Annotated in this window: 22 protein-coding genes and 1 pseudogene; 21 read left to right on the top strand and 2 right to left on the bottom strand. The window is 40.1% G+C overall.

Annotation, left to right across the window (positions count from 1 at the left end):
• Nucleotides 1–248: pseudogene (locus E0H77_RS12755) on the top strand (RNA chaperone Hfq); the annotation flags it as partial.
• Between the two features lie 97 nt (nt 249–345).
• On the opposite strand, the gene E0H77_RS12750 reads toward E0H77_RS12755, so the two are convergent.
• Together E0H77_RS12750 and E0H77_RS12745 are read right to left on the bottom strand one after the other, a co-directional pair.
• Nucleotides 346–1665 (bottom strand): peptidylprolyl isomerase, encoded by a 1320-nt coding sequence (locus tag E0H77_RS12750; protein ID WP_131378531.1) that lies wholly within the window; start codon nt 1663–1665, stop codon nt 346–348.
• Nucleotides 1662–4079, bottom strand: coding sequence for an LPS-assembly protein LptD (locus tag E0H77_RS12745; RefSeq protein ID WP_131378529.1), 2418 nt, complete (start codon nt 4077–4079; stop codon nt 1662–1664). Before E0H77_RS12745 ends, E0H77_RS12750 begins: the two co-directional genes overlap by 4 nt.
• Before the next feature lie 120 nt (nt 4080–4199).
• Here E0H77_RS12745 and E0H77_RS12740 point away from each other — a divergent pair, with 120 nt between their 5' ends.
• The 20 genes from E0H77_RS12740 to cmk all read left to right on the top strand — a co-directional run bounded on the left by E0H77_RS12740 (nt 4200) and on the right by cmk (nt 21160).
• Entirely contained in the window at nt 4200–5216 is a 1017-nt protein-coding gene (locus E0H77_RS12740) for an aminoglycoside phosphotransferase family protein (protein ID WP_131378527.1), read from the top strand.
• Nucleotides 5213–5902: an N-acetylmuramate alpha-1-phosphate uridylyltransferase MurU gene (gene murU / locus E0H77_RS12735; RefSeq protein ID WP_131378525.1), complete on the top strand. Its 690-nt coding sequence runs from the start codon at nt 5213–5215 to the stop codon at nt 5900–5902. The genes E0H77_RS12740 and murU overlap by 4 nt, the downstream gene beginning before the upstream one ends.
• 83 nt (nt 5903–5985) lie before the next feature.
• The gene (gene rsmG, locus E0H77_RS12730; RefSeq protein WP_131378524.1) at nt 5986–6618 is read left to right on the top strand and encodes a 16S rRNA (guanine(527)-N(7))-methyltransferase RsmG; all 633 of its coding nucleotides are present in this window, start codon (nt 5986–5988) and stop codon (nt 6616–6618) included.
• A 20-nt stretch (nt 6619–6638) separates the two neighbouring features.
• Nucleotides 6639–7424 (top strand): ParA family protein, encoded by a 786-nt coding sequence (locus E0H77_RS12725; RefSeq protein ID WP_131378522.1) that lies wholly within the window; start codon nt 6639–6641, stop codon nt 7422–7424.
• Nucleotides 7421–8311 carry a ParB/RepB/Spo0J family partition protein gene (locus E0H77_RS12720; RefSeq protein WP_131378520.1) on the top strand — a complete coding sequence of 297 codons (891 nt, stop codon included), beginning with the start codon at nt 7421–7423 and terminating at the stop codon, nt 8309–8311. Before E0H77_RS12725 ends, E0H77_RS12720 begins: the two co-directional genes overlap by 4 nt.
• A gap of 16 nt (nt 8312–8327) precedes the next feature.
• On the top strand, nt 8328–8972 hold the full coding sequence (locus E0H77_RS12715) for a MotA/TolQ/ExbB proton channel family protein (protein ID WP_131378518.1): 645 nt from the start codon (nt 8328–8330) through the stop codon (nt 8970–8972).
• Entirely contained in the window at nt 8969–9397 is a 429-nt protein-coding gene (locus tag E0H77_RS12710) for an ExbD/TolR family protein (protein ID WP_131314730.1), read from the top strand. Before E0H77_RS12715 ends, E0H77_RS12710 begins: the two co-directional genes overlap by 4 nt.
• Nucleotides 9394–11118, top strand: coding sequence for a lipid A export permease/ATP-binding protein MsbA (gene msbA, locus E0H77_RS12705; RefSeq protein ID WP_131378516.1), 1725 nt, complete (start codon nt 9394–9396; stop codon nt 11116–11118). The genes E0H77_RS12710 and msbA overlap by 4 nt, the downstream gene beginning before the upstream one ends.
• A gap of 3 nt (nt 11119–11121) precedes the next feature.
• Nucleotides 11122–12141 carry a tetraacyldisaccharide 4'-kinase gene (gene lpxK, locus E0H77_RS12700; RefSeq protein WP_131378515.1) on the top strand — a complete coding sequence of 340 codons (1020 nt, stop codon included), beginning with the start codon at nt 11122–11124 and terminating at the stop codon, nt 12139–12141.
• 2 nt (nt 12142–12143) lie between these two features.
• The gene (gene kdsB / locus E0H77_RS12695; RefSeq protein WP_131378514.1) at nt 12144–12905 is read left to right on the top strand and encodes a 3-deoxy-manno-octulosonate cytidylyltransferase; all 762 of its coding nucleotides are present in this window, start codon (nt 12144–12146) and stop codon (nt 12903–12905) included.
• Entirely contained in the window at nt 12902–13915 is a 1014-nt protein-coding gene (locus E0H77_RS12690) for a DNA polymerase III subunit delta' (protein ID WP_131378513.1), read from the top strand. The genes kdsB and E0H77_RS12690 overlap by 4 nt, the downstream gene beginning before the upstream one ends.
• Before the next feature lie 13 nt (nt 13916–13928).
• Nucleotides 13929–14273, top strand: a complete 345-nt coding sequence (locus E0H77_RS12685; protein ID WP_004901282.1) for a PilZ domain-containing protein — start codon at nt 13929–13931, stop codon at nt 14271–14273.
• Between the two features lie 13 nt (nt 14274–14286).
• Nucleotides 14287–15060 (top strand): TatD family hydrolase, encoded by a 774-nt coding sequence (locus E0H77_RS12680; protein ID WP_131378512.1) that lies wholly within the window; start codon nt 14287–14289, stop codon nt 15058–15060.
• Between the two features lie 24 nt (nt 15061–15084).
• The gene (locus E0H77_RS12675) at nt 15085–15699 is read left to right on the top strand and encodes a TetR/AcrR family transcriptional regulator (protein WP_131378510.1); all 615 of its coding nucleotides are present in this window, start codon (nt 15085–15087) and stop codon (nt 15697–15699) included.
• Nucleotides 15700–15803: 104 nt separating this feature from the next.
• Nucleotides 15804–16403 carry a 6-pyruvoyl trahydropterin synthase family protein gene (locus tag E0H77_RS12670; RefSeq protein ID WP_131378508.1) on the top strand — a complete coding sequence of 200 codons (600 nt, stop codon included), beginning with the start codon at nt 15804–15806 and terminating at the stop codon, nt 16401–16403.
• 25 nt (nt 16404–16428) lie between these two features.
• A complete protein-coding gene (gene ung / locus E0H77_RS12665) occupies nt 16429–17142 on the top strand; it encodes a uracil-DNA glycosylase (protein WP_131378506.1) in 714 nt (237 codons plus the stop codon).
• A complete protein-coding gene (locus E0H77_RS12660) occupies nt 17139–18260 on the top strand; it encodes an enoyl-CoA hydratase/isomerase family protein (protein WP_131378504.1) in 1122 nt (373 codons plus the stop codon). The genes ung and E0H77_RS12660 overlap by 4 nt, the downstream gene beginning before the upstream one ends.
• Nucleotides 18250–18762 carry a tRNA adenosine(34) deaminase TadA gene (tadA, locus tag E0H77_RS12655; RefSeq protein WP_131378502.1) on the top strand — a complete coding sequence of 171 codons (513 nt, stop codon included), beginning with the start codon at nt 18250–18252 and terminating at the stop codon, nt 18760–18762. Before E0H77_RS12660 ends, tadA begins: the two co-directional genes overlap by 11 nt.
• Nucleotides 18763–19126: 364 nt before the next feature.
• Complete coding sequence (locus E0H77_RS12650) at nt 19127–20020, top strand: amino acid ABC transporter substrate-binding protein (RefSeq protein WP_131314719.1); 894 nt, start codon at nt 19127–19129, stop codon at nt 20018–20020.
• Nucleotides 20021–20470: 450 nt separating this feature from the next.
• A complete protein-coding gene (cmk, locus tag E0H77_RS12645) occupies nt 20471–21160 on the top strand; it encodes a (d)CMP kinase (RefSeq protein WP_131378501.1) in 690 nt (229 codons plus the stop codon).

Genomic DNA, 21160 nt, shown 5'->3' with positions numbered 1-21160 from the left:
TTGGTGGTCAGAGTGGCTTTGGCGGTGGTCAAGGTGGCTTCGGTGGCGGTCAAGGCGGTGGCTTTGGTGGTCAGGGTGGCTTCGGTGGTCAAGGCGGTTTTGGCGGTCAAGGCGGTTTCGGTGGTCAAAGCGGTTTTGCTAATCAAGGTGGCTTTGGCGGTCAAGGCGGTTTTGGCGGTCAGGCTTCTGGTTTTGACAACGAAACAAAATTTGATGATACCCCAGACGAAGATACAAACAATCGTTAATTTATAACGGTTCATAAAAAACCAGCTTAAAGCTGGTTTTTTTATTTTTGCATTTAATAAAAAGCCGACACAATCGTGTCGGCTTTTTAAAGCTTAATTATTTAATTTTTTTATCCAAACTTGGATCTTTAATATCAACATAGGCATTGGTACGAATTTCACGCAACCAACCGTCTAGTTCTGTATTAAATTGCTGTTCGCCTAGATATTGGCGTGCTAAACGCTCTTGATACTCTTTAGTCATATCTTGTTGACGAGTATCTAGGACTTGCAGAATATGCCAGCCGTACTGAGTTTGGAATGGCTCACTCAGTTGACCTGTAGGGGTCGATTTCATTTTTTCTTCAAAATCTGGTACCATCATGCCCAAATTAACCCAGCCTAAATTACCACCGTTAGCGGCAGAACCAGGGTCGTTTGAATAGACAGATGCAAGCGTTTTGAAATCTTCACCTGCTTTTAAGCGTTTATAAATACTATCGATTTTTTGTTTTGCTTGATCAAGATTGATCACTTCAGATGTTTGAATCAAAATATGACGAACATGATATTGTGTTACGATGGCTTTTTGATCACTTGTTTTACGATCTAATAATTTTAAGATGTGAATCCCATCTTGTGCAGGAATAAGTTCACTGGTTTGCCCAATTTGCAGATTGGTGACACGTGCAGCAAGCTCAGCAGGAATATCTGCTAAGTTACGATAGCCCATATCAACACCAACAACTTTAATTTCAGCTGAAGAATCTTTTTTACTAATTGCTTGAATATCATTATTTTGGTTTAGGTCTTGTTTAACCTGATCAGCAGCAGCACGCAAATTTAACATATCATTTTTGTTATTTGTTGCTGAAATGCGAAGATGCAAAATATGTGCTTGACTACCAATTGCAGCCTGACCTTGAGGTGTTTTTAAGAAATTCGCTACGTCCTGATCACTGATTTTAATGCGTGACATGACCTGTTGCTGACGTAGCTGGTTAATTGCAAGCTCTTGACCTATGCGGGTACGTACCATTTCATAAGTACCTGGTGCCTGAGCATCAAGTCGCTTTTGAAAAGCATCTAAGCTATTAATACCATTTTGCTCAGCATATTTAAGAACAGCCGCATTGAGTGTGGTTTCATTTGGCTTGACACCATAACGCTTTACTAGCTCTAGTTGTGCTTGGCGTAGAATAATTTGATCTAAAGCTTGTTGCTGTAAAACTTGTTGGGGTGGAAGTACTTGTTTTTGTGCCTGTAATTGACGAGCAAGCTCGGCTGTCATTTGATCTAAGTCACTACGTAAAATCGCACTATTATCAACAATAGCTACAACTTCGTCGCTTGTCGCTGCAAACGCTGGAACTGAGCTAGAAATCAGAAGAGCGAGCGCTGTTGCTTTAAAAAGACGGGTCAGTTGTTGTTTCTTCATTGAGATTGTGTCCAAGATTGATTAGATTTGTTGAAGCCGACAACACGTTCTTCAAGTAAAGATGCAAGTTTGTTGTTGAAGGCTCCGAGTCCTTTTAATGTAAATTCTGCCATAATTGCATTTTTACGGTTTACACCAGGTTGGGTGACATCATCAAGGTCATTGTAATATGAGCGACCATAAACTGAAACTGCCCAACAGCATGATTCGTAATTGATACCTAATAAAAATTCACGAGCTAGACTGTGATCAATGTCGTACTGAACGTGCCCTATAATACGCCAGTTATCTTTGACTGGTTGTATGAGAGATGCAACAACTTGATTATATGTAAGTTGGGCATTATTAACTTCTTTACGTTTATAATAGCCTAAGTTGTAAATCGTGCCTTGTGCGGATGTGTAGTAAGTTTGGAGCTTGGCTTGGGCAATTGAACTATTGTCCCAAGCCACAGTGGAAGCGATCGTAAAATGATTTGTAATTTGACTAGATAATGAAAGCACAGGGTCTGATTGCTTGCTGGTCTGAACAATATCGCCATCATTTAAAGTAACTTTACGATCTGAAAAGTAAAAGCTTTTACCCACAGCAGCTTTTAGGCGCTCTAGGCCTTGCTGGTCAAATAGGCTATAACTTAGCCCTAAAGACATAAAATTATTGTCATCTAGGCGGTCATTACCATAAAAACGGTATGGGCTAAACAATTGGTCATAACTCACCGATGCTGTCGTTGTATTGAAGTTCGGATAGCCATTTTGGTTTTTATATGGTGCATAAGCATAGAACAAACGTGGCGTTAAAGTTTGTAGAAATTTGCCTTCTTTTTCGAAGTTTAAACCTGTATCTAAAGTAAATTGTGGGACAACCACAGTTTTATTTTGAGAACTACTCGTGTTTTGATTGTAAAAATAATTCAGACTGCGTACTGATGCCTCAGGAATCACAAATGCCCAAGGTGTGCGGTAATTGTAGCGAACAGCCGCTGAGTTATAAAGGCGTGTTCCATTATTAGCTAGCGTAGGATCATTAGTATCTTTTTTAAAATAAGTACTGTCGTTATGGTATTCAAATTGCCAACCTTGCGGGTTTTGTGTGGTGTAGTTTAATAAGAATTGCGGCAAACGAGCATACGGTCTGTCTGCATCAGAAAGGGTTTTATCGAGAGTCTGGTAGCTTTCGACTTTAAGGCTTGCATTTAAACCAGGGATAGCATTGGCAAAGTTAAGCTGAGCTAAGCGTGTTTGGTTTAAATCAGTAGAAATGTTTGGATCATTTTTAATATCATAGATATAGTTGATATCAGATAGATAATTATAATTAAAATGGGTAGTCAGGTACTGATTTATTGTCCATTCGTGCTTGATATGTAATGATTTACGATCCTGATAATTATAGTCTGGGTCATTTGGTAAATAGCCACCAGAAACTGTCCCTTCACCAAAATTAGCTGTTTTATAGTTAAAGTTGCCCTCAAGCATCGCACCATGTGTACCTAAATAACGTGGTATTAAAGTCAAGTCATAGTTAGGTGCAAGATTAAGGTAGACTGGTAGAGAGATTTGAAAGCCTTCACTACTTGACCAGCCAAAGCTCGGTGTCAATAATCCAGTTGTTCTTCTGTCATCAATTGGGAAGTTATAATAAGGTAAATACATCACAGGAACATTTTTGACATACAATGTTGAGTTGTGTGTTGTACCACGCCCTGTTTCCTGATTCAGCTCAATTTTTTTGGCTTGAATATGCCACTCAGGTGTTTTGTCTGGGGCACAGGCTGTATAACTTGCATTCTTTAAAATAGTTGTAGAGGCTGACGTACGTTCAATATTTTGTGCATGACCATGAGCATGAGTCTGTTCGGCAATAAAATAACTATCATTTAAATTGCCCATTTGTTCTTTTAAATTGTAATCGACGTGATTACTTTGTGAAACTAGACCATTTTGTGCAAGCTGAACATTGCCTTGAGCATGTGCAAGGGTTTGGTCTTTATCAATGGTGATCTGTTCTGCACGTATTTGGCGACCTTCTTGGTCTATAATGGCATTGCCTTTGAGTTCTGAATCACCATTTGGGTTATAAAAGCCGTAGTCCGCAGTTGCATAAGTCGTAGTCTTGTTTGGATCCGAAGCTTTGGTATTGGGTTGAATCGGGGTAACCCAAACACCTTGGCAGTAAGGTGAAAATTTCGGATCGGGGACACGCTGTTGAGCTTCAGGGCTGTCTTTGCTGACATAATATTGTTCAAAAAAGTTTTGTCCTGGATAGCTTTCATTTAACTGTTGCTTGAGCTGTTGATTGTCCACAGAAGATACGGCATCCGAAGATGCAGCATAGCTTGATTGTATTGAGCTGCCACACAAAAGTGTCAAAATTGCAGTCGCTAAGGGATTAAATCTAAACTGTTGCTTCATGTGTCTCTTTAACCAAGTATGCTTTTTTGCAATTAATTATTGTCGCATCATAGAGAAAAAGTCTATAAGTGGCTACACTTAGGACTTCAAAAATTCAGCCTGTATTAGATTATTTTGCAAATGAATACTCAACGTGAACAATTGATACAAACATGGTTAATCACTGTCCTTCGTTCGGATCGATTTGAAATCAGTTATTTAACAGGTGATGCAAGCTTCCGTCGTTATGCACGCGTTACCCTAGATCATAAATCATTTATGTTGATGGATGCACCACCTGAAAAAGAAGATTGTGTTCCTTTTGTACGTATTGATGAATTTTTAGATCGGCATCAGGTTCGCGTTCCACATATTGTTGCAAAAGATTTAGATGCTGGCTTTTTATTGCTCGAAGATTTTGGTGATGTATTACTGTCGAATTTGTTGAATGCTGAAACTGTGGATCAATATTATCTACAAAGCTTTAAACAATTAATTCAGTTACAAGCGATTGATGGCACACAAGAGTTGCCTGCATATTCTTATGATAAGTTAATGACTGAGATGCGCTTGCTGACAGACTGGATGTTTCCAGCATTAGAGATTCAGTTGAGCGATGCGGAACATGACTTAATTGAAAGTACTTTTGATCTCTTGGCAAAAGCAGCTTTGGCTCAGCCACAAGTGATCGTGCATCGCGATTTTCATAGTCGCAACTTAATGCAGTTGGGTGATAATGCAGAGCTTGGTGTTATTGATTTTCAGGATGCCGTGATTGGTGCGGACACTTACGATCTGATTTCTATTACCCGCGATGCTTATGTGCAATGGCAACCTGAGCGTGTATATCAATGGTTTGAGCAATTTTATGCTTTGTTGCCTGAAACAGCTAAGCAAAACCGCAGTTTTGAGCAGTTTAAACGCGATGCAGATTTTATGGCGTTACAACGCCACATTAAAATTTTAGGAATCTTCGTACGTTTGTTTGAGCGTGATGGTAAGTCAGGCTACTTAAAAGATTTGCCGCGTGTGATGTGGTATGTGTTGACAGAAAGTCAGGTTTACCCTGAGTTGGCAGATTTTATTGCGTTTATGCAACAGCGAGTTATGCCACGCTTTACTGAAAAATATGGTCAGTATCAGGAAGTCACTGCATGAAAGCCATGATTTTAGCAGCGGGTTTGGGTAACCGAATGCGTCCATTGACCTTACATACACCAAAACCTTTGCTTGCAGTTGCCGATAAACCTCTGATTGTTTGGCATATTGAAAAATTACAAAAAATTGGTGTAACTGACATCGTAATCAATACTGCGTGGCTTGCTGAAAAGCTTATTGCAGCTTTAGGTGCAGGCGAGCAGTTTGGTGTCAAGATTCATTGGTCAAATGAAGGTGAAGGCTTGGAAACAGCGGGCGGAATTATTCATGCTTTGCCGTTACTGGGCGATCAGCCATTTATTTTGGTGAATGGTGATGTCTGGACAAACTATGATTTTGCACCATTATTGCAAGTAAAATTGGGTCAAAATCTGGCACATCTGATGTTAGTTGAAAATCCTGTACAGCATCCGCAAGGAGATTTTGTTCTACATCAGCAAAAAGCGTATACTTTTGAGCAAAATCAGCAGGGTGAAGCACTGACTTATAGTGGTATTGCTGTGATTTCGCCTGAAATATTTGCAGGTTTGGCAGAAGGGAAACGTCCTCTAGCACCTTTATTAAAGGATGCTATGTTACAAGGGCGAATCTCGGCACAAAAACTACCCGCAGCATGGGTTGATGTTGGTACCCCTGAACGTTTATCTGATCTAGATCGACAAATCCGTCAGAGGCAATATGCTTAAATGGGTATTCACTAAGCATTCTGCTCTATGCTTGAGCAGATAAATCAGTATACTTCACTTAATTTTAACGGACGAGTTTGGACATGCATCTTTTTTTTCAGGAATTAAAACAAGGCAGTAAGGCATTAGGGCTTGACCTGAATGAAAATGCTTTGAATCTATTATTGAAATATCAAGATGCGCTAGTGCTTTGGAACAAGGCCTATAACCTGACTGCAATTCGTGATCCGAAAGAAATGTTGGTGAAGCATTTGCTAGATAGCTTGAGTATTTTACCTTCTTTGCCCGCAGGACGTTTACTGGATATTGGCACAGGTGGTGGTATGCCAGGCATGATTATTGCGCTATGTCAGCCTGAACGTGAGTGTGTTTTGCTCGATTCAAATGGCAAAAAAATCCGCTTCTTAAAACAGTTCATTGCAGATTTGAAATTGCCTAATGTCACTGCAGTGCAAACCCGTGTGGAAGATGAAGACAGTATTCGTGAGCTTGGACAGTTTGATGTCATTACCAGTCGAGCTTTTGCATCATTGACTGATTTTATTGCCGCATCTAAGCCATATATGCATACCGGTAGTTACATTTGTGCGATGAAAGGTTTAGTTCCAAATGAGGAAATAGCTGAGTTTTCCAAGGAATTTAACCATCAAGTGATTGAATTAAAAGTGCCGCGTTTAGATGAGCAACGTCATTTAATCATTTTGCAGAAAAATTAAGGATTGGGGTTTTATTGAACATGGCTCAAATTATTGCAATTGCAAACCAAAAAGGTGGGGTCGGTAAAACAACAACCGCAGTAAATTTAGCAGCTTCTCTCGCTGTATTGAAAAAGCGTGTTTTGCTGGTGGATATGGATCCACAAGGAAATGCCACCATGGGTTCGGGTGTGCAAAAAAATGATTTGTTGTATACCGTGACCGATGTTTTGCTGGGCGAAGTCCCTATTGAGACGGCAATTAGTAAAACAGAAGTGGGTTATAAATTGCTGGGTGCAAATCGTGATCTTTCAGGGGTCGAACTTGCGATTGCAGAACAGAAAAAACGCGAGTTTATTTTGCGTGATGCGTTGCAACAAGTTGAACAGTCTTTTGACTTTATTATTGTTGACTGTGCGCCGAGTTTAAGCTTGATTACTGTAAATGCTTTGGCGGGTGTACAGGGTGTGCTGATTCCAATGCAGTGTGAATACTATGCTTTGGAAGGTTTGGCTGATTTGACTCAAACTATTGATCGTATTCAGCAGGTATTAAACCCACAGCTACAGGTTATTGGTGTATTGCGTACCATGTATGACCCGCGTAATGCGTTGACTCGGGATGTTTCTGCTGAGCTTGAACAGTATTTTGGTTCAAAACTGTACGAAACTGTCATTCCGCGTAACATACGTTTAGCTGAAGCGCCAGCTCATGGACTTCCTGTAATTTTCTTTGAAAAAAGCTCCAAGGGTGCAGTTGCCTATTTGAAAATGGCAACCGAATTAGTGAAAAAAACTAAAGTAGTAAAAAAAGGACAATCAGCATGAGCGTAAGAAAACGCGGATTAGCAAAAGGGCGCGGTTTAGATGCTTTGCTCGGTTCGATTCAAAAAGAAAAACTGAAAATTGAACAACAAGCGCATGATCATGGGCAATTTAAAAACATTGATGTCAATTTATTAAAACGTGGTGAATACCAGCCACGCCGTTTTATGAATGAAGAAGCGTTGCAGGAACTGGCAGCTTCAATCGAAAAACATGGCGTGATGCAGCCTATTGTTATTCGTCCGGTAGATGATGAACGCTATCCGTATGAAATTATTGCAGGTGAACGCCGTTGGCGTGCGGCACAATTAGCAGGTTTAACAGAAATTCCTGCGATTGTCCGTGAAATGAATGATCAGGTTGCGATTGCTTTAGCGTTGATTGAAAACATTCAACGTCAGGACTTGAACCCGATTGATCAAGCAATGGCACTCCAGCGATTTCATGAAGAATTTGGTTTAAGTCATCAGGAAATTGCTGATACCGTGGGTAAAGCACGAACCACGATCAGCAATTTATTACGATTACTGACATTGGCTGAACCTGTGAAAGAATTGATGCAAACAGGTATTTTAGACATGGGGCATGCCCGTGCTATTTTAACACTGAAGGCAAAAGATCAAGAGCGTATTGCTGATATTGTGATTGAAAAAAGCTTATCTGTACGTCAAACCGAACAATTGGTGCGTGAATTTAATACACCAAAAAGTGAAAAAGTGAAGCCGATACCATCTCCTGACCTTGAGCAATTGACTCAGAAATTATCTGAGCGGTTTAACGCGAATGTACAGATTGATCATAATCAGCAAGGTAAAGGTAAGCTGGTGATTCATTATCATTCATTAGATGAGTTAGATGGTATTTTGAACATCTGTTTGACAACTAATTAAGAACTCTGGGGTAGATATGTGGGAACTCTTTAAGGCAGGTGGTTGGCTTATGTTGCCACTTTTATTATGTTCTGTTTTTACAGTTGCCATTAGTATTGAGCGTTTTATTCGTTTGCGCCACGCTTCTGTGATTCCAAAAGATCTCACTGTTACTGCACAAACAGAAGTTCAGCAAATTGCTCAATTGTTGCAGCAAAACTCCAAACTGACTGAATCTGCATTGGGGCAGGTGTTGTTTGCAGGTTTGAGCGCCAAACATGAAACGGATCAGTTTGCACGCGCGCAAATGGAAGCAGCTGCTTCTCAGGAAATTCATTATTTAGAAAAAAATATTAATTTCCTTGGAACGATGAGTGCGGTTTCTCCTTTACTTGGGTTGCTTGGTACAGTGATTGGGATTATTGAATCATTTTTGGTGATTGATATCGGCTCGAATGTCAGTCCAACCTTGATGATTCCAGGGATTTCCAAAGCGTTGATTGCGACTGCCATGGGAATGGTTGTGGCGATTCCTGCTTTGGTTGCCTATCGTTATTTTCAGCGCCTAGTACAAGAATATGTTGCTGAACTAGAGCAACAAGCGACTTTGTTTCATGCAAAATTATTTTATCAACGTCAAAAAACTACGCATGACCATGATAGAGCAAAGGATGTTGCATGAAATTCAGAAGAGCTTCGCGCGTTGAAGAAATCCACATCAACTTAACACCGATGATTGACTGTTTGTTGTTCATTTTGGTGTTTTTGTTATTGTCGACAACATTTTATCAGCAAAGCCGTATTAATCTAACTTTACCTGATGCACAAGGTGTTCCACCCAAACAGTACGATCACAAGATTGAAGTCATGGTAGACTCTGGCGGACATTATTCTGTGAATGGACAGGCACTTGCCAGCCGAGATACTGCTGATTTGTCTACCGCAGTGAAACAGGCGGCTGATGGGCGACATGATTTAATGTTTGTGATCGCAGCAGATGCCAAAGCAACTCATCAAGATGTTGTTCGTGTAATGGATGTTGCGGGACAATTAGGTTTCGTCAATATCAATATTAGTACCAAAGCACCGACTCGAGGTTATGAGTGAATCAAGACATTAAAGTTTATTTTCGTCTGCTGGCTTATCTAAAACCCTATGGGGGATATGCGTTACTAGTTTTAATCGGTTTTGCTTTGAGTGCAAGCACGGAAGTTTCGATTGCTAAACTCCTTGAGTTTGTCATCAATGCGATTCAGACGCAAAATACACATCAGACCTCAATTTTTCCATTTTTAGTGGTTTTGCTGATTTTTGTGCGAGGTATTGGTTCTTTTCTAGGAGATTACTATTCGGCAGTCATCTCTAGACACCTGATTTTTCGCATTCGCCAGCAAGTCTTTGGCAAGTTATTACGGTTGCCTTCGAACTATTATTTGAAGAATTCAAGTGGGCATATTACGTCTAAAATTCTGTATAACATTGAACAGTTGACGGCTGCCTCATCTGAGTCTGTGCAAATTATGCTGAAAGAAGGTCTGACAACGATCGGGCTTTTGGCTTATTTATTTTATCAAAACTGGAAACTTTCACTCGTTATTCTGGTATTTGCACCAATTATTGGTTTTGTGGTGCGTAAGGCAGCAAAACGCATGCGTAAACTCTCGACCCAAGTACAAAATACCATGGGAGATGTCAACCATGTGGTGCAAGAGTCTATTTTGGGGCAAGCTGTAGTAAAAGGTTTTTGTGCACAAGAATTAGAAGAACAACGTTTATATGACCGCTCAAGTGATAACTTGAAACGTGGTTTAAAGCTACATATTGTTAATGTGTTAAATACACCAATTGTGCAATTGATTATGTCGATTGCGATGGCAATTATTATGTGGATTGCACTGCGCCCTGAAATTTTGGGTGATACGTCATCTGCGCAATTTGTGGCGTTTATTACTGCAGCAGGTATGCTCAGCAAACCAATTAAAAACTTAACCACAGTTAATGAAAAATTGCAGCGTGGTTTAGCTGCAGCATATTCGGTATTTGATTTGCTGGATATGCACGAAGAAGAAAATACAGGAACTCAGAAACCACAGCTTAAAGGCAATCTCCGTTTTGAGCAGGTCAATTTGGTTTATCCTGATGGTTCACATGCAATTCATGATTTTAACTTGCAAATTAAGGCAGGGCAGACTGTTGCATTAGTGGGGCGTTCGGGCGCAGGTAAAACCTCATTGGTTAATTTGTTGGTACGTTTTCAGCAGATTCAGTCAGGTAAAATCCTGCTGGATGATTTGCAAATTCAAGACATTGAGCTGGGTTCCTTGCGTAGCCAGATTGCGATGGTGAATCAGCAAGTGGTACTGTTTGATCGTAGTGTTCGTGACAATATTGCGTATGGTCAGCTCCAAAATGCCAGTGATGAGCAAGTGATTGCAGCGGCTAAGGCTGCTTACGCGCATGATTTTATTATGAAATTACCACAAGGCTACGATACAGTCTTAGGTGCACAAGGTTTAACCTTATCGGGTGGTCAGCGTCAGCGGATTGCAATTGCTCGTGCCATTTTGAAAAATGCACCAATTTTGGTTCTCGATGAAGCAACCAGCGCGCTGGATAACGAGTCAGAATATTTTATTCAAAAAGCTTTTGAACAAGCCATGCAGGAACGTACCACAATTGTGATTGCCCATCGGTTATCGACGATTGAAAATGCAGATATTATTGTAGTAATGGATCAAGGTCGCATCTTGGAGCAAGGTACACATGCTGAGTTGCTTGCGAAGCATGGTGCATATTTCCAGCTGCATCAGCGTAACTTTGAGGATTAATTCATGGGTTTAGCACAACGCATTCAGGAAGCTTGGAATAAGCAAGCTCAATGGTTGGTGCTGCTACGCCCATTATCCTGTTTATATGGTTGTGGTTTTCAGTTGAATAAACAACTGTATCACTCTGGTTTGAAAAAAGTTTACCAAGCTCCTGTGCCTGTTATGGTGATTGGAAATATTACGGTGGGCGGTAGCGGAAAAACTCCGTTACTCATTCAACTGGTTAAATATTTACAACAACGTCAGGTACGAGTTGGAGTCATCAGTCGAGGTTATGGTGGTGCAGGACCTTTCCCAACATTGGTGCTGTCAGATTCTTCAGCCGATGTTGTGGGTGATGAACCATGCTTGATTGTACAAAATACCCATGTGCCAATGGCAGTTGGGTCAAATCGCCAGCAAGCGATAGAACTACTGTTAAAACATCATCAGCTCGACTTAATTATTAGTGATGATGGTCTGCAACATTGGGCTTTGGCGCGCCAGTTAGAATGGATTGTTTTAGATAATAATCGTGGGTTAGGCAACCAAAAATTGTTACCAGAAGGTTTTTTACGTGAACCAGCATCGCGTTTACAACAGGGTACAGTGATTGAACATTCAGCCCAACCTGTTTCTAAAATGCATATGCACTTAAAAGTTGGACAGCCTTATTTACTCAATGCAACTTCAGATGATTTACCTGCATTTAATTTAAAGCAAAAATTTCATGTGGTGGTTGGCATTGGTTATCCGAAGCGTTTTTATGACACTTTAAATAGTATTGGGATGACAGATATCCAAGCCCATGAATTTGCCGATCATTATGCGTATGGACTCAGTGATTTACAGTTTGAAGATGCTGCACCCATTATCACGACTGAAAAAGATGCAGTGAAAATAAAAAAATTGTTACAGCAACACGCAGCACAGTTGCAGCGGGAAATTTGGGTATTGCCTGTAGAGGCAGTACTGTCTGCTGCATGTTATACCACGCTAGAACATCAATTACAGCAACTTAATATTCATATTGCAAAGGTCTGATTATGAAGCATATTGTTATTCCTGCCCGTTACGCTAGTTCGCGTTTGCCAGGTAAGCCACTATTAGAAATTCATGGTCGCCCAATGATTTTGCGTGTTGTAGATCAGGCAAAAAAAGTACAAGGTTTTGATGATTTGTGTGTCGCGACTGATGATGAGCGAATTGTAGAAGTTTGTCGCGCTGAAGGTGTTGATGTTGTCATTACATCTGCAGATCACCCATCGGGTACTGACCGTTTAAGTGAAGTTGCAAAAATTAAAGGCTGGGATTCACAAGACATTATTGTCAATGTACAAGGTGATGAACCTTTGCTTCCAGCACAATTGGTACAGCAGGTTGCACAGTTATTGGTTGATCAACCTCAGTGTTCAATGTCGACACTGTGTGAGCCAATTCATACATTAGATGAATTCCGTCGTGACAGCATTGTCAAAGTAGTCATGTCTAAATACCATGAAGCGCTGTATTTTAGCCGTGCGACGATTCCGTATGATCGTGATGCAGCCAAACATCAGTCAGAACATTTACATAAGGCCGCTTACCGTCATTTGGGCTTATACGCCTATCGCGTTGCATTATTACAAGAATATGTAACATGGGAAATGGGTCAGCTTGAGCGTTTAGAAAGTCTTGAGCAATTACGTGTTTTAGAAAATGGCCGACGTATTGCTATTGCGGTTGCACAAGCTAACCTGCCACCAGGTGTGGACACCCAAGAAGACTTAGATCGTTTAAATGCTTTGGACATTTCTGTATTTCAATGATTCAGGATATTAATACTCAACCAGAGCCTGCCAACAGCATGATTTATCCGTGGCAGCAACCCGTGTGGAAGATGCTGACTCAGCGCTTTCCAGATATTGGGCATGGGTTATTGTTTTATGGTAAGCAGGGCTGTGGTAAGCAGGCTTTTGTCGAGCATTTTGTTGCTTGGTTATTGTGTTTAAATAAGCAAACTCATGGAGCTTGTGGGCAATGTGGTAGTTGTCAGTGGTTAAAGTCAGATACTCATCCAAATTATGTATCGATTAGTACCGATGAAGATAATAAAAAAGCGAATGCCCAAATCAAGATTGAAAAAATTCGTGAGCTGCTACCTTTTGTACAGCAAACGGTAGATGGTTGGCGAGTGATTGTTATTCAACCTGCGGAAGCTCTGAATATTGCATCGGCGAATGCATTACTCAAAACGCTCGAAGAGCCAGGTGAGCGAGTCATGATCATTCTGGTCGCTGAGCATTTCTTGAAATTGCCCGCAACGATCCGTAGTCGATTACAACGTTATGCGCTGGATCGTATTGAACTGAATCAAGCAACGCATTATTTGCAGCAACAATTGACAAGCTTAGATGCTCAGCAGATTCAACTGTATCTGAATTTAGCCAATGGCATGCCTTTACAGGCGATTAATCTGTTGGAGCAAGCATGGATAAGCAGACGTCAGGAATTTATGCAAGACTGGCTAAATTTGGTACAGCAAAAGAGCTTACCAATCCGCTATGCAACAAAATGGGCAAAAGAACTCAATTTTTCTGAGTTGCAACACTTGCTTGAATATTTGTTGTCCGACCTAATTTGTGTCAAACTGAAACAATCTGTAAAAAATATAGATTTAGATTTTACCCAATTGTGTGATTTTTATTCTCTAGAAGTGTTGTTTGACATTTATGCAGAGTTACAACAGAGTAAAATAAAGATTGAGCAGAATGTACAAACCAATTTGGTGATAGATCAAATGTTTGTACTTTTGATGAATGCCAACCGCAATCAATAGAAGAGGAAGAATAATGCTACAACCTCGTATGGGCGGGATTATCCAAGCCAATATTACTGATCGTGCTACGTTACAAGCGAGCTATATGCCATTTGTAAATGGTGGTGGTTTATTTATTTCTTCGCAGCAACCTGTGCGACTTGGACAGGAGGTTTTCGTTTTGGCAACTTTGCCAGATCAAAGCCAGAAAATTCCTCTAACAGGTAAAGTTATCTGGATTAACTACAAACAGTCAGTTGCGAAACCTCAAGGATTTGCAATTCAACTCACCAATGATAAAGGTGCTTACTATAAGGCTGAAGCAGAAAAACTGCTTGCAGGAAGTTTGTCACTCAATCACCTTAGTTATACGATTTAAAACTGGAGTCTATGTGTTTACCGATACTCATTGTCACCTCACCATGTTGGATTTAAGTCCATATGCAGGTGATCTGGATCAGGCTTTACAAGCTGCGCGGAATGCTGGCGTCACAAAATTCATGGGAATATCGGTAGCGCTAAATGATCATATCGCTTTATCCGAAATTGCACACCGACATGTCGATGTAGGGTATAGCGTAGGCGTACATCCTTGTGAAGACGCTGAAGTCATGCAAGAAGCAACCGTAGAGTATCTGGTTGAATTGGCACAAGATCCTAAGGTGTGGGCACTTGGTGAAACAGGTTTAGATTATTATCATAGTACCGAGTATGTTGCAGAGCAAAAAGCTTGCTTTGCTCGACATATCGAAGCATCAAAACAGGTGAGAAAACCTGTTGTTGTGCATACACGTTCTGCAAAACAGGACACGATTGATATGATTTGTACTGAACAATCGACACATGGTATTTTGCACTGCTTTACTGAAGATTTAGCAACAGCAAAAGCCGTTTTGGATTGTGGTTATTACATTTCATTTTCAGGAATTGTTTCGTTTAAAAATGCTCAAGAGTTGCGAGATGTTGCTAAACATGTGCCTTTAGATCGTTTATTGATTGAAACAGATAGCCCTTATTTAGCGCCTATGCCATATCGTGGTAAAACCAATGAGCCCAAATATGTACCGTTTGTTGCTCAGGCGCTTGCGCAGGTTTATGGTTTGACTGTAGAAGAAATTGGCCAGATTACTAGCCAGAATTTTGAAAACCTTCTTAACTTAAAATAATGTAATTATTGGAAAATGCAGTAAATGAAGACGGATCGTCAAGCACAGTTTCAAGCAAGGGAACAATTAATATTTCAAGTTGCTGAACAATTATTATTAGAAAATGGCGAAGCAGGGATGACGCTAGATGCTCTGGCTGCGGAGTTGGATCTGGCAAAAGGTACACTCTATAAGCACTTTCAAAGTAAAGATGAACTTTACATGTTGCTGATTATTCGCAATGAACAGATGCTGTTGGAAATGCTACAAGATGCCAATAAAAATTTTGCTGAGCATCTGGCATTTTTTATGCTGCATCATTTGCATTATTCTGAGCGTACCGTTTTATTTCATAGTGTTGAAGAAAAATTGTCTATGACAGGTACGCGTATACAACAGCTTTTTGGCCAGTTATATCAGATTCGCCGTCAGCGCTTGCGTATTATTATCGAGATCACTGAAGATTATTTACAATCTATTCAGAGCCAAATGAGTGTGCGTGATTATTTGGCTGGCATTTGGTCATTGACGCACGGTGCAGCAATGTTGCTCAATTCTAGTTTTTATCAACGCTATTTGGGTTCGCGTGACAGTTTACGTGTTGCTTATATTGAGCAGGCACTGGCACTACCAAAATTGCATATGCATGTCCAAGACTGATTTGTGAGTAAAATGCAACTTGGGATGAAAATTATTCCGCAAAATTCGACTTTTGTTCTATAATCGAATGTCCTACTCAAAATTCATAGTTATTCATTAGCCTCATGTTAATTCGTAAGTTATTTAAGTTTGAGAATGCTCATATTGTAAGAAACTGTACCTCAGATCGTTGCAAACGCTCAATTCATGGTCATAGTTACAAAGTCGAGCTGTTGCTTAAAGCATCGAAGCTGGATCATGGGCAAATGGTCTATGACTTTGGTTTGCTTAAAGGTGTTATCAAAGAATTATTCGACAGTTTTGATCACGCGATCTGTTTCTGGAATCAGGATAATTCAGAGTATATTCAAGCTTGTCAGAATTTTAGCGCTCGCTGGATCAGCTTGCCAGTCTCGCCTTCTGCAGAGCAGTTCTCCCGAATTTTTTTCTATTTAGCTCAACAGGTTCTAAAATCGACCCAAACCCAAAATGGGGAAGGTGATGTTGAAGTATATTCGGTGATTGTGCATGAAACTGATACAGGATATGCGCAGAGCTTCTTGGAAGATATTGAAAATGTACAAATGGGTGTATTGGCTCTTGATGAAATTGAATTTTCTGAGCAGGTTCAGGCAGAATGGTCAGATCCCGAAATGTATCGTAAATTAAAGCAGGGACAACCATTTCTGAATCCTAAAGTTGAATTACAAGTGCAAATTTCTTGAATCTAAATGGGATATTGGTTTTTACATGTCATTAATGGAACAACAACAGCAAAAGTTAGATAAAGTACAATTGGAAGCTTCGTGGAAATATGCGCTGCAAGATTTTCTGCTCAGCTCCAAAATGGATGATTTACGCCAGTTTTTGATGGTGCAGAAACAGGCTGATAAAACGATTTATCCACCTAATCCCCTTATTTTTAATGCACTAAATACCACGCCTTTAGATCAGGTTAAAGTGGTTATTTTGGGGCAAGACCCTTACCATGGTCCTAATCAAGCACATGGTTTGAGCTTTTCTGTGCAAAAAGGGGTTGCATTACCGCCATCTTTACGTAATATTTTCCATGAACTTCACGCTGACCTTGGTATAAAAATACCGCATCATGGTGATTTAAGCCAATGGGCACAACAAGGTGTACTATTGCTGAACAGTGTATTGACTGTGGAAGCAGGGCAGCCAACATCACATCAGCGTCAAGGATGGGAAGAATTCACTGACCACGTGATAGATGTGTTAAATGAGCAACGTGAACATGTTGTTTTCATTCTTTGGGGCGCATATGCACAGCGTAAGGGACAACGAATTAATCGAGAAAAACACTTGGTACTTACGGCAGCCCATCCATCACCACTCGCAGCAAATCGTGGCGGTTTTTTTGGCTGTAAAGTGTTTTCTAAGACCAATAATTATCTGAAACTAAATGGCATTGAGCCAATAAACTGGCAGCTGGACGCATGACACAACCTTCTAATACTCAGCAGTATCACCCAGACCTTATTATTGAACAGGCAGAAAATGGCTGGCGTATTGTACGTTTAAACCGACCAAAATCTCTACATGCCTTGGATTTATCCATAGTCAAAGCGCTAAAAGATGTCTTTGAGGATTTTCATCAGGATGACACGGTTAAAGCAATCTGGCTGGACTCTACTACACCTAAAGCATTTTGTGCGGGTGGAGATGTTCGCAAGTTACGCCAGTTGGTACTTGAAAACGACGCAGATACAGCAACAGAGTTTTTTAAACAAGAATATGCCCTAGATTTGTTATTGCATAACTATGCCAAACCAATCGTAGTATGGGGTGAAGGGTATGTGATGGGTGGTGGGCTTGGTCTGTTCATGGCTGCGCCATTCCGTTTGGTTACACCATATTCTCGTTTGGCCATGCCTGAAATTAATATCGGTTTATACCCTGATGTGGGTGGTACTCGTTTCTTGGCAGACAGAGGGGCAGTTGGGCTATTTACTGGTTTAACGGGTTCAATCATGACCTCGGCTGGTGCTTATGCGATTGGCTGGGCAACCCATATCTGTGATGCACAGCGCGATGTCGTTCTGAAAAAAGTGATTGATATTGACTGGGAGCATTATCCTGCTGGGGATTTTCGCGCAATTGATGACACGCTCAATAGTCTGCATCGACCAGTTGGTGCAGGGCCTCTGCAAAACTCTCTTGATGTGCTGCATAGCGTTTGTCGTGGTGTTCATTTTGAATATGATTATGAAGCAATCATTGGTTTGAGTGATGCGCGAAGTGACTGGTTGCGTCAAGCCAGTGAAAACTTGCAAAAAGGTTCACCTGTAACTGCTGCACTGACTTGGTTGTTATGGCAGTGGGGGCGTAATGTGCACTCATGGAACGAAGTATTTGATCTCGAAGTTCAGATTTCAAATTGGAAGATTCGCCATCCAGATTTCATTGAGGGTGTACGTGCCCGTCTGGTTGATAAAGACTTGTCTCCAGAGTGGCAAAAATATGACGAACTTAGTCTTAAAGGGATTTTGGGAGCATGTCCTCCAATCACAACGATTGAAAGCTGGAATGCGATTCTAAAACAATATCATGTCATTTAATGTACTAACTCCGCATCAGTTTTCTTCTGATGATGAAAACTGGATGCGGTTGGCACTAGAGCAGGCAAGTTTTGCAGAAATGCAGGGTGAAATCCCTGTCGGTGCTGTGATTGTTAGTGAAAATCAGGTCATTGGCGTAGGTTATAATGCGCCAATTACTTTGCAAGATCCTACGGCACATGCCGAAATCGTTGCATTGCGCGATGCTTGTGCCCGTATTCAAAATTACCGTCTTCCTGATGATGCTGTGCTTTATGTAACTTTAGAGCCTTGCACGATGTGTGTTGGTGCATTGATTCATGCCCGTATTCATAAAGTTATTTTTGCAACATATGAGCCTAAAGCGGGGTCTTTGTTGAGCGCACGTCAACTATTAAAAAATAATGGCTACTATAATCATATTTTTGAGTATCAAGATGGCTGTTTGCAGCAAGAGGCAAGTACACTATTAAGTGCTTTTTTTAAAAAGCGTAGAGCTGAAAAAAACAATAAAACGTATTAGGGTCTGTTGCTATGCCATGGTCTGCGTTATCGGCAAAATGCCTTAAGTAAGGCAATGTTGACTCTATTATCGAGTTTCATAACCAAGTTTAAGGCGGTTTTAGTTAGAATCTTTCGAAACTCGGCCATTTAAAGTATTTTTCCATTAATAATGTTTCATTTGAAATCACTAAGCTTCACCATTTTTTTCTCGAAATACTTAAAAAATCTTGCACCTTTCGGTACACAGCTTATGTCTCAGGTATTTGTGAAATGCCAATAGCCCTAATTTTGATCATGTAATTTATTGTTTTACTGATAATTTATATAAAATGACCTATATTTGTGCATTCATAAATTATATTGATATGATCATAAGGGAAAATATGAAATCAGGTCTTAGAAAAATTTGTACATCTAGTGTGCTTTGTGCGTTATCTATGTCAGCTACATCTGCGTTTGCAGTGGATACATTGGCCAAAATTCAAAGAACAGGTACGCTTGTCATTGGGCATCGTGTATCATCGCAGCCCATTTCTTATGTAGTCAATGGGCGCCCAGTAGGGTATGCAATTGATATTTGTAATGATGTTGCATCAGAAATTAAAAAAGAATTACACATGCCAAATTTACATGTGGTGTATAAAGCAGTTTCTCCAACTGAACGTATTCCAATGCTAAGATCTGGGAAAATTGACATGGAGTGTGGAACGTCAACCCATTCAGTGATTCGTGATCGTGAAGTCAAGTTTTCAACCAACTACTATATGGCTGAAATTCGTATGGCGGTGAAAAGCACCTCACATGCGAAAGAATTAGATGATTTAGATAACAAAACTGTTGTGACAACAGCAGGTGTGATTGCAGACAAGTATTTAAATAGAACCGTCCGTGGTCATGATTTAACGATTCATAAAATTTATGGTCGTGATCATGGAGAGTCATTTGGATTACTTGCAGCAGGCAAAGCAGATGCCTTTATTGGTGCTGACTCAACGCTTGCGGGTTTAATTGCAACTTCAGGACATCCACACGACTATAAAATTGTAGGCACAGCATTATCGGTTGATCCATATGCGATTATGCTGCCAAATAACGATGTGAAAATGAAAGCTATAGCAGATAAGGTCATTATTGGTCTGTGGCGTTCAGGAAAAATGGATCAGCTCTATAAAAAATGGTTTTTATCTCCAATCCCACCTCGCAATATCGCTTTAAATATGGAATTAAATAAAGCGAACAAAGTTTTAAGAATGCGCCCAACAGACGCAGGTAATTAAAATAGTAAAAGGTTTAGCTGGGGATGAGCTGGCTAAACCTTGCCTAGCAAAGAAAATAATAGATCTCTTTATTGTTATTTTATAAGAATGTTTTTGTGTTGGCACACTTCGTTTGAAATTATGATTAGAAAAGCTGGATTTTCAGATTTCTACGTTATTTTTATGCAAAAGGCTTGTCATGTTGCAAGTGGTCGAATAGTCAATAAAGCTAAATAAATCTTGTGATTAAAACAAAATTAACGTCTTTTATTTATCTATTTTCTTTCTTTTCTATGCGAGGAATTTAAAGAAGCTGAAAATTATGATAAAAGAAGCCTAATAATAAAATTTATGATGTTTCTTTGAGATTGCCTATTTAAAACAAAAAAAGATGATTGAATTTATTGTATGCAAAATGCAGACTAGCTAGCTTCGCTAAACCTAAATATTAAATTTATATTTGGATTATTTATGAATATTCATGTAATTACGATTGATGGACCAAGTGGTTCTGGTAAAGGAACTTTGGCAACCAAAATCGCGCAACATTATCATTATCACTTGTTGGATTCTGGGGCGCTATATCGGTTGCTTGGTTTGTCATTGGAAAAAAGAAAATTACTTGAAGTTTTGCAAGATCATTTAACAGAGTGTGTTGAGATTGCTCGTAATCTACAGATTGAATTTGTGGCAACAGAGCAAGGTATTCGGATTTTGTTGGATCATCAAGATGTATCACAGGTTATTCGTACTGAAGAAGTGGGTGCATTTGCATCTCGAGTTGCTGTAATTCCTGAATTACGTGATGCGCTGTTACAACGCCAGAGAGATTTTGCTCAGTTGCCTGGTTTAATCGCAGATGGTCGTGATATGGGTACAGTTGTATTTCCTGAAGCACAAGCAAAAATTTATCTAACAGCATCAGCAGAGTCAAGAGCTGAACGCCGTGTAAAACAGTTGCAGAGCATGGGTGAGAATGCTAAAATAGATGACATTTTAGCTAATATACAAGCACGCGATAAACGAGATATGGAGCGCAAAGTTGCTCCACTTAAGCCAGCTGTAGATGCTTTGGTGATTGATAGCTCATTGCTAACAATTGATGAAGTCTTTACACAAATGGTCAATTATATCGACGTGCAGTTAGCAAAAGCATTTTAG

Source organism: Acinetobacter brisouioides, assembly GCF_004331075.1.
GTDB lineage: Bacteria > Pseudomonadota > Gammaproteobacteria > Pseudomonadales > Moraxellaceae > Acinetobacter.
This window is presented reverse-complemented; position numbering and strand designations above follow the sequence as displayed.